Genomic DNA, 9,566 nt, shown 5'->3' with positions numbered 1-9,566 from the left:
ACGATGCCGCGGTGCGCGCGCGGGATCAGCCCGTAGGCGATGGTCTCCGGGTCACCGAGGCTGCGGCCCTCGGCGACCTTGATCGGGTCGATGTCGCCGACCAGGTCGGCCACGCTGGTGTCCGGCGTGGCCAGCTTCTCGGTGTAGCGCTCGCTGCGGTGCTTCCACGCCACCGGCAGGTCGTCGCCGAGGGTCGCGGCCCGCCGGATCGACTCCGGCGTGATCGGGGTGTAGGGGTGCTCGCCCAGCTCGGCCCCGTCGATGACGGGTGTCCACTCGTCGAGCAACCCGACCAGCGCCCGCAGCAGCCGGGTCTTGCCCTGGCCGCGCTCGCCCAGCAGGACGAAGTCGTGACCGGCGATCAGCGCGCGCTCCAACTGGGGCAACACGGTGTCGTCGAAGCCGAGGATGCCGGGCCACACCTCGTCTCCCTCGGCGAGCGAGGTCAGCAGGTTTTCGCGGATTTCCTGTTTGACTCCCCGTTCGCGGTGACCGGCGGCACGCAGTTCGCCGACGGTGCGGGGCAGGTTGCTCGGTGATGGCACCATTCCAAAGTACGCGTTGGGCGCAGCGCCCACCCGGTAAGCGTGCTAGTGCGCGAAGTGACGGGCCCCGGTCAGGTACAGGGTTACGCCGGCGTTGGCCGCCGCCGCGGTCACCTCGTCGTCGCGCACCGATCCGCCCGGGTGCACGATCGCCTTCACCCCCGCGGCGGTCAGCGTCTCCAGCCCGTCGGGGAACGGGAAGAACGCATCCGAGGCCGCGACCGCGCCGTGCACCCGGTCGCCGCCTCGTTCAACGGCCAGCCGCGCGGCGTCGACCCGGTTGACCTGCCCCATGCCGACGCCGATGGTGGCGCCGTCGGCGGCGATCACGATCGCGTTCGACTTGACGGCGCGGCAGGCCCGCCACGCAAAGACCAGGTCGGTCAACGTGTTGGGGTCGGCCGGCGATCCGGTCGCCAGGGTCCAGTTGGCGGGGTTGTCGCCGTGCGCGTCGAGCTGGTCGCGCTGTTGCACCAGCAGTCCCCCGCTGATCGGTCGCAGCTCGGTGCCGCCGGCGAGCGGCTCGGAGGCCACCAGCACCCGGATGTTCTTCTTGCGCGTCAGCGCCTCGACGGCGCCCGGCGCGTAGGCCGGCGCGACGATCACCTCGGTGAAGATGGTGCTGACGTATTCCGCCATCTCGACGCTGACCTCGGTATTCGACGCGATCACCCCGCCAAAGGCGCTCAACGGGTCGCATTCGTGGGCCTTGCGGTGCGCGTCGGCGACGGACACCGACGAGATCGCGATCCCACACGGGTTGGCGTGCTTGATGATTGCCACGCAGATCTCTTCGTGGTCGAAGGCGGCCCGCCACGCCGCGTCGGCGTCGGTGAAGTTGTTGTAGGACATCTCTTTTCCGTGCAGCTGCTCGGCCTGCGCCAGGCCCGGCCAGGCGCCGGGGTCGCTGTAGAGCGCGGCCTGCTGGTGCGGGTTCTCGCCGTAGCGCAGCATCGCCGTGCGCCGCCAGCTGCCGGCGAGCCACTGCGGGAACGCCGTGGGCGGATGCTCGGGCGCCAGCGTCGACTCCATCCAGCCGGCCACGGCGATGTCGTAGTCTGCGGTGTGCTGAAAGGCCAGCGACGCCAGCCTTTTGCGCTCGGCGAGGGTAAATCCGCCGTTGCGCACCGCCGCGAGCACCCCGTCATACCCGAGCGGGTCGACGACGACCGCCACGCTGGGATGGTTCTTGGCGGCCGCCCGGACCATCGACGGACCGCCGATGTCGATTTGCTCGACGCATTCGTCGATGCCCGCGCCGGAGCCGACGGTCTCGCTGAACGGATACAGGTTGACGACGACCAATTCGAACGCCGCGATCCCGAGCTCCTCGAGCGCCGTGGCGTGCTCGGGTTTGCGCAGGTCGGCCAGCAGCCCGGCGTGCACCCGCGGGTGCAGCGTCTTGACTCGACCGTCGAGCACCTCGGGGAAGCCGGTCAGCTCCTCCACGCGTGTGACTGGAATGCCTTTGTCAGCAATGGTTTTCGCGGTGGAACCGGTCGAGACGATCTCGACGCCCGCTGCGGCGAGGCCCTCGGCGAGTCCGATCAGCCCCGTCTTGTCGTACACGCTGATCAAGGCGCGGCGAATCGCCCTTCGTGACTCGTCGCTCATCCTATGCTCGCCTTTCGTCCGGTCCAGGTCACGCCGCGGGTTGCGATCGCGGCCACCACGTCCACCAACAGTCGCCGTTCGATGACCTTGATGCGCTCATGCAGTGTCTCTTCGTCGTCGCCGTCGAGCACCGGCACGGGCTCCTGCGCCAATATCGGCCCGGTGTCCATGCCGGCGTCCACCAGGTGCACCGTACAGCCGGTGATCTTCACACCGTAAGCCAGCGCTTCTGGCACCGCATGCGCACCCGCGAACGCCGGCAGCAGCGCCGGATGGGTGTTCAGGATGCGGCCGCAGAATCGTGAAAGGAACTGCGGTCCAAGTATTTTCATGAACCCGGCGGAGACGATGAGGTCGGGCGAGTGTGCGGCGGTGGCTTCGGTGATGGCCGCGTCCCACGCGGCGCGGTCGGGGTAGTCGCCGAGGCGGACCGTGAACGCCGGCAGCGACGCCGCCGCGGCGACCTCGGTGGCCCGGCATTCGCGATCCACGCCGACCGCGACGATACGCGCCGGGAAGTCACCCGTGGCGGCTTCGATCAGGGAGCCCAGCAGCGAGCCGGTGCCCGACGCCAGCACCACCACCCGCGCCGGCGCGCTGGGGGGCACGTGAAGCGGTTGGGGCACAACGGGGAGCCTAGTCGGGCGACGATGCGCGCCGGCACGGCGCGCTGAGAAGCCCGACGGTCAAACCTAGTCGGGCGACGATGCGCGCCGGCACGGCGCGCTGAGAAGCCCGACGGTCAAACCTAGTCGGGCGCGTCGTGGTCCTCGGCGGCCGACTCGCGGGGCGCCTCGTTGTCCTCGGCGGCCGACTCGCGGGGTGGCTCGTCGACCTGGCTGACCGTCGGCTCTTCCTCGGTCGGTTCGCCGTCCGGCTCGTCGACCACCTCGTCATCCGGCTCGTCGAATTGCTCCGCGAAGTCTGCGGGCTCCTCGACCGCCGCGGCTCTCTGTCGCCGGGGCCTTCTGAACCGGATGGGCAGGATTCCGCCGGCCATCACCACGGTCACCCAGCCCACCACCGCGAACCAGAAAAACACGCCGATCAGCAACGCCCCCTGGTCGACGCCGACGTGACCGAAGTTGCCCAGCCGACCGCTGCCGCCGTAGGCCAGCAATGACATCGCCAGCGCCCCGGCGACCGACGCGACCAGCAGCTTGGCCAGAGCCGGCAGCAGCGGCAGCGCGTGCCGGGCGCATTGCTGTCCCACCGCCACACCGGACGAGGCGCCCACGATGAGCAACGCGACCCAGACCGGGCCCAGCGGCGGCGTGGGGGCTGCGGCCAAGATCGGCAGCGCGGGCATGTCGCCGCCGAACACCGTGAACGGACTGAACGTCGCGAAACCGAGGTGGGCGGAAGACCCGACCGCGACCGCCGACGTGCCGACGATGACGTTCGGCGCGTACAGCACCGACAGCACCGTGAGGCTGAACTCGCCGAATATCGAGTCGGTGATGCCGTAAAGCTCTTGCATCGTCGACCAGTGCACGACCAGCGAGCCCGCGGTCACCAGGCCGGAAAGCCCGAGCAGGGCCAGCACGCCGGCCACCGCGGCACGCAGCGAATCACCCAGCCAATTCGGCAGCGGCGACGCCGCCAGCGCGCGCCGGCCCACCCGCGACCACACGCCGATCGCGGCGCCGATGGCGTGCACCACCAGCACGCTGGCGAATGCCCGCAGGGCGCTGGGTGTCTGCAGCTCGGTGATCACCGACGACGCGTCGTGGATGACCGCCAGCGCGATGGCCGCCATCAGGAGGGGCCCACCCAGCGCGGAGGCGATCACCCACCGGACGACCAGCCATGACGAGGAGGGGGACGTCGCCCGAGCGCTGGTGCGCGCGGTGCCCCACACCATTAACAGGACCGGCAGCAGCGGCAGCACGCCGAGTTCGCGGCCACCGATCGAGATCGGCACCTGGTGCACCGCGAGAAACATGCTGGCGATGGCGCCCGGCGCACCGGTCATGTCGCTGTTGGCGATCAGCAACTGCAGCAACGTGACCGCGGCGATGATGCCCAATGCCACGACCGCCGGGGCGAACGCCACCCGGGCAAGGTCGCGCGCCTGGCGAGCGCCCGCCGCCCGGTGGTCCGCGCTTTCCGACACCCTTGTCACTCTTGGCGCACGTGCCCGACTACGCGCGAGGGCGCGCGCTTAGGCCGGTGCCGCCGGCCCGGATGACGGCGACTGCTGCTCCTGGCCGCCGGTGTGGCTGGATTGCTCGGCCGGGGCCGAACCCGGCTGCGACTCGTTGGACGACGGCGGCGGGCTGAAGCTGGGGAAGCCGGTGGGTGGCGTCGACGGGCCCTGCTGCGCCGTGGGCTGGGGACCCGACTGCGGCGCGGGCTGTGCACCGAAGCCGCCGGTCGACGTGGGGATCGCCTGCTGGGTCACGTCCTGGCTGGACGGATAGCCCCCGTACTGGGCGCCGTACCCGGAAGGCCGCGGCGGCTCCTGGTGTCCCGCGTGCTGCTGGCCGTAATACGACGGCTGCTGTCCGTACTGCCCGTACTGGCCGTATTGCCCGTACTGGCCATACTGCGCGTACGGGTCGTACTTGGGCCGCGGGGCCGGTGCGGTGATGACGCCGGCGTCCAGCAGCAACGCACCGATCGCGGCGATCGCCTGGAAAATGCTGCAGGCCACCAACGGCCACATCGCCCAGCCAATCGCGAAACCGGCGGGGGTGTTGACGGTCTCGGTGATTGCCAGCAGCGCGCCCAGCGTCGCGATCACCGCGACGATCCCCACGTAACTCTTGGCCTTGGGCAGCAAGCTGATCGCGGCCAGCAGGGAAGCCAGCACCGCGACAATGACCGCGGTGCCGGCGTCGCCGGCGCGTCCACCGCCCGGGCCGAGGTCGGCGCCGATGGTGAACGTCGGGCCGAAGTTCAGCAGATACACCGCGATGCCGAGCACCACCACCGCGACGTTCAGAACCAGCGGAAGCTTGCTTTCGCCGTCGTCGGTCTTGGCGAACGACGGTGTGCTGCCCGCATAGGAGCCGCCGGGCTGCGGGGGTTGATATCCGGGGCTACCGGGCGAGTAGGTCATGACTCCTCCTGTTGCTTCCCGTGGTCTTGTGTCTCGGCGGTGTCACATTCAAGCGCGACGCTGTGCCGTTGGGCGCGCCGCTTCGAAACACCTTCCCCATGTTGCGTCGCGGCACGATCGATCACCCACGCTAGCGCACGTCCGGGCGGCCGCGCCGGGACGCCGCGCCTGCGCAGCTTGCCCCGCATCGGTAGAACACGTTCTAATCCTGTGCATGGATTACGGGCTCGTGCTTTTCACCAGCGATCGTGGCATCTCCCCGGCGGCCGCCGCCAAGCTTGCCGACGACAACGGCTTCCACACCTTCTACGTGCCGGAACACACACATATCCCGGTCAAGCGCGAGGCGGCCCACCCCACGACGGGCGACGCGTCGCTGCCGGACGACCGCTACATGCGCACGCTAGACCCATGGGTAAGCCTGGGCGCGGCGTGCGCTGTCACGTCGCGGGTGCGCCTGTCGACGGCGGTCGCGCTGCCCGTCGAGCACGACCCGATCACGTTGGCGAAAAGCATTGCGACCCTTGACCATCTGTCCGGGGGCCGCGTCAGCCTGGGCGTCGGGTTCGGCTGGAACACCGACGAGCTCGCCGATCACGGGGTGCCGGCCGGCCGGCGCCGCACCATGTTGCGCGAGTACATCGAGGCGATGCGCGCGTTGTGGACGGAGGAAGAGGCCGCCTACGACGGCGAATTCGTCAAGTTCGGTCCCAGCTGGGCCTGGCCGAAGCCGGTGCAGCCGCACATTCCGGTGTTGGTGGGCGCGGCAGGCAACAAGAAGAACTTCAAGTGGATCGCGCGCAGCGCTGACGGCTGGATCACCACGCCGCGCGACTTCGACATCGACGAGCCGGTCAAGCTGCTGCAGGACACCTGGGCCGCCGCGGGCCGCGACGGCGCTCCGCAGATCGTCGCGCTGGACTTCAAGCCGATCCCCGAGAAGCTGGCGCGCTGGGCCGAGCTGGGGGTGACCGAGGTGCTGTTCGGTTTGCCGGACCGCCCCGAAGACGAGATCGCCGCCTACGTGGAGCGGTTGGCCGGCAAGCTGGCGGCCGCGGTCTGAGGGCCCGGCCCCCGCGATCACGAGACTTAAGCAGCGGCGAGCGTCCGCGGGCGTGTCGTGTGCGTGGTGTAAGTGTGGCGGAATGACGCGCGCGGTTTAGCGCGAGCAGACGCAAAAGCCCCGCGACACGCCGGTCAGCGGGGACTTTTGCTGGGGGTACCTCCCGCTTGCGGGGGACTGCTCGCGCTCACACGAGCTACAGGCTCTTGAGGATCTCCCGGGCCAGCGCGGCGGTCTCCGACGGTGTCTTGCCCACCTTGACGCCGGCCGCCTCCAGCGCCTCCTTCTTGGCGGCCGCGGTGCCCGACGAGCCGGACACGATGGCGCCGGCGTGGCCCATCGTCTTGCCCTCCGGTGCGGTGAACCCCGCGACGTAGCCAACGACCGGCTTGGAGACGTGGGCCTTGATGTAGTCGGCCGCGCGCTCCTCGGCGTCGCCGCCGATCTCACCGATCATCACGATGACCTTGGTCTCGGGGTCCTTCTCGAACGCCTCGATGGCGTCGATGTGGGTGGTGCCGATCACCGGGTCCCCACCGATGCCGATGGACGTAGAGAACCCGAAATCGCGCAGCTCGTACATCATTTGGTAGGTCAGCGTGCCGGACTTGGACACCAGCCCGACGGGACCCGAACCGGTGATGTTGGCCGGCGTGATGCCCACCAGCGCCTCGCCCGGCGTGATGATGCCGGGGCAGTTCGGCCCGATGATGCGGGTTTTGCTGCCCTTCTCCACGTTGTAGGCCCACGCAAATGCCGTGTCCTGCACCGGGATTCCCTCGGTGATGACGACCAGCAGCGGGATCTCGGCGTCGATGGCCTCGATGATGGCGTCCTTGGCGAACTTCGGCGGCACGAAGATGATCGACACGTCGGCGCCGGTCTTTTCCATCGCCTCGGCGACGCTGCCGAACACCGGCAACTTGGTGATCCGGCCGCCCTTGTCCTCGTGCGTGACGGTGGTGCCCGCCTTGCGCGCGTTTACACCGCCCACAATCTGGGTGCCCGCCTTGAGCATTCGGGCGGTGTGCACGGTGGCCTCGCTGCCCGTGATGCCCTGGACGATGACCTTGTTGTCCTTGTTCAAAAAGATCGACATGACTCCAAGTCCTTTCTCAGGCGCTCGCCAGCTCGGCGGCCTTGTCGGCGGCCTCGTCCATCGTGGCCACCAGCGTCACCAGCGGGTGGTTGGCCTCGGTCAGGATCCGCCGGCCCTCTTCGACGTTGTTGCCGTCGAGGCGCACCACGAGCGGCTTGTTGGCCTCGCCGCCGAGGATTTCCAGCGCCTTGACGATGCCGGTGGCCACCGCGTCGCACGACGTGATGCCGCCGAAGACGTTGACGAACACGCTCTTGACCTGTTCGTCACCCAGCACCACGTCCAACCCGGCGGCCATCACCTCCGCCGAGGCGCCGCCGCCAATGTCCAGGAAGTTGGCCGGCTTGACCCCGCCGTGCTTCTCCCCGGCGTAGGCGACGACGTCGAGGGTCGACATCACCAGGCCCGCGCCGTTGCCGATGATCCCGACCTGGCCGTCGAGCTTGACGTAGTTGAGGTGGTGTTCCTTGGCCTTGAGCTCCAACGGGTCGGTGGCCTCACGGTCCTCGAACTCGGTGTGGCCGGGGTGGCGGAAGTCGGCGTTGGCGTCCAGCGTGACCTTGCCGTCCAGCGCCAGGATCCGGTCGTCCGGCGTGCGCACCAGCGGGTTGACCTCGACCAGCGTCGCGTCCTCGGCGACGAAAAGCTCCCACAGCTTGGAGATGGTGACCGCGGCGGCGTCGAGCACCTCGGCCGGCAGGTGGCCCCGCTCGGCGATGGACCGTGCTGTCGCCACGTCGACACCCGTCACGGCGCTCACCGGCACCTTGGCCAGCCGGTCGGGCTTGGTGGCGGCCACCTCTTCGATCTCCATGCCGCCCTCGACCGAGCACATCGCCAGGTAGGTGCGGTTGGCGCGATCGAGCAGGAAGGAGATGTAGTACTCCTCGGCGATGTCGCTGGCCTCGGCGACCAGCAGCTTCTTCACGACGTGGCCCTTGATGTCCAGGCCGAGGATGTTCTTGGCGTGTTCGTACGCGTCCTCGGGGGTGGCGGCGTACTTGACGCCGCCCGCCTTGCCGCGACCGCCGATCTTGACCTGCGCCTTGACCATCACCGGGTGACCGATCTCCTCGGCGATGGCCCGGGCGCCGTCGGCGGTGTCGGTCACTCGCCCGGGCGTGCTCGGTACGTTGTGCTTGGCGAACAATTCTTTTGCTTGATACTCGAAAAGGTCCATGGCCTCACTGTCTTCGGTCGGCTTGCTGCTAGGCCTATACGTTTACGTTGGCGGCGGCGCCGGAATCGGCAACTCGCACGCTGGCACTGTATCCACCCGCCGAAAGCCTGCTACCGTCGCGTCCACCGATGTGGCACAGCTCACGGCATACTGGCACGCCTCAAAAGTGATGCGAATCACAATATTGGTCGGCTTCTCAGCCCGAGGTTGCCAGCCCCGTCGGTTAGCGGATACCTTCCTAGGGTCCAGATAACGTTATGGTCACGATACGAGGACAATTCAGCTTGTCGCAGCACCGTTTAGCCCGTCATTCTGCCGTGTCAACCGGCGTCGTGAGGGTCGGTCGCGCAGCCGGCGGCCGGTGGACCGACACCCACCGCAACGAAGTCACCGAGATTCTTCCGCTCGACGGATTCGACTTCGACGACCTGGAATTCGCCGACGAGTCGGGTGACCTCGACGACCTCGACTTCAGCAACGACTCGACGTTCGACAACGAGGCCCAGGTGCTGCTGGCGCCCGAGCTCGACGACCTGCACGACGTAGACGACCTGGGCCCGCTGCTGCTGGCCGCTCCCGCCGCCGTGCCGGTCCCGGCGAGGTTCCAGCCCGACGCCCCCGACATCGAGGTGCGTCGCAACCACTCGGACATCACCGACGTCATTCCCGTGATCCGGCGCGGCGGGCAGCACCGCAAGCAGCCGACCAGCGCGGCCCGGGGCCGCCTGCTGATCTCCGCGATGGCGGCCGGGGCGGCCGCCGCGGATGGTGTTCGGCCCCGTCCCGCCGTCGAGCGCCGACGCGTTGGCCGTCAGCACGGCCTCCGTCTTGGGGGTGTCGGCGTGACTGGTCGCGGTGTGGGCGGCCGCGGCGGCCGCCCCCGCCCCCCGCGCGGGGGGCCCGCGGCCCCCGGCCGCGCGGGGGGGGGGGGGGGGGGGGTGGCCCCCGCGCCGGGGCGGCGGGATGTCGGGGGGGGGGGGGGGGGGGGGGCCGCCGCGCGG

At 69.4% G+C, this 9,566-nt stretch carries 7 protein-coding genes and 2 pseudogenes; 2 read left to right on the top strand and 7 right to left on the bottom strand.

Annotated features, from left to right (window positions below; translation table 11 throughout):
* The 5 genes and pseudogenes from A9X00_RS12350 to A9X00_RS12330 form a co-directional block, all read right to left on the bottom strand.
* Positions 1 to 548 (bottom strand): annotated as a pseudogene (locus tag A9X00_RS12350) (magnesium chelatase); the annotation flags it as partial.
* A gap of 42 nt (positions 549 to 590) precedes the next feature.
* Complete coding sequence (purH, locus tag A9X00_RS12345; protein WP_067153297.1) at positions 591 to 2,159, bottom strand: bifunctional phosphoribosylaminoimidazolecarboxamide formyltransferase/IMP cyclohydrolase; 1,569 nt, start codon at positions 2,157 to 2,159, stop codon at positions 591 to 593.
* Positions 2,156 to 2,785 carry a phosphoribosylglycinamide formyltransferase gene (gene purN / locus A9X00_RS12340; RefSeq protein ID WP_067153295.1) on the bottom strand — a complete coding sequence of 210 codons (630 nt, stop codon included), beginning with the start codon at positions 2,783 to 2,785 and terminating at the stop codon, positions 2,156 to 2,158. Before purN ends, purH begins: the two co-directional genes overlap by 4 nt.
* Positions 2,786 to 2,907: 122 nt before the next feature.
* A complete protein-coding gene (locus tag A9X00_RS12335; RefSeq protein ID WP_369830744.1) occupies positions 2,908 to 4,284 on the bottom strand; it encodes a DUF6350 family protein in 1,377 nt (458 codons plus the stop codon).
* A 39-nt stretch (positions 4,285 to 4,323) separates the two neighbouring features.
* Complete coding sequence (locus tag A9X00_RS12330; protein WP_067153293.1) at positions 4,324 to 5,223, bottom strand: DUF5336 domain-containing protein; 900 nt, start codon at positions 5,221 to 5,223, stop codon at positions 4,324 to 4,326.
* 214 nt (positions 5,224 to 5,437) lie between these two features.
* Between A9X00_RS12330 and A9X00_RS12325 the strand changes: the two genes are divergently transcribed.
* Entirely contained in the window at positions 5,438 to 6,286 is an 849-nt protein-coding gene (locus A9X00_RS12325; protein ID WP_067153290.1) for an LLM class F420-dependent oxidoreductase, read from the top strand.
* Between the two features lie 196 nt (positions 6,287 to 6,482).
* Here A9X00_RS12325 and sucD read toward each other — a convergent pair whose 3' ends face one another.
* A complete protein-coding gene (gene sucD, locus A9X00_RS12320) occupies positions 6,483 to 7,385 on the bottom strand; it encodes a succinate--CoA ligase subunit alpha (RefSeq protein ID WP_067153289.1) in 903 nt (300 codons plus the stop codon).
* Positions 7,386 to 7,401: 16 nt separating this feature from the next.
* The gene (sucC, locus tag A9X00_RS12315; protein ID WP_067153287.1) at positions 7,402 to 8,565 is read right to left on the bottom strand and encodes an ADP-forming succinate--CoA ligase subunit beta; all 1,164 of its coding nucleotides are present in this window, start codon (positions 8,563 to 8,565) and stop codon (positions 7,402 to 7,404) included.
* Positions 8,566 to 8,897: 332 nt separating this feature from the next.
* On the opposite strand from sucC, the pseudogene A9X00_RS31850 reads away from it, so the two are divergent.
* A pseudogene (locus A9X00_RS31850) lies at positions 8,898 to 9,566 on the top strand (hypothetical protein); the annotation flags it as partial.

The organism is Mycobacterium sp. 1245805.9, from assembly GCF_001672915.1.
Taxonomy (GTDB): domain Bacteria; phylum Actinomycetota; class Actinomycetes; order Mycobacteriales; family Mycobacteriaceae; genus Mycobacterium.
This window is presented reverse-complemented; position numbering and strand designations above follow the sequence as displayed.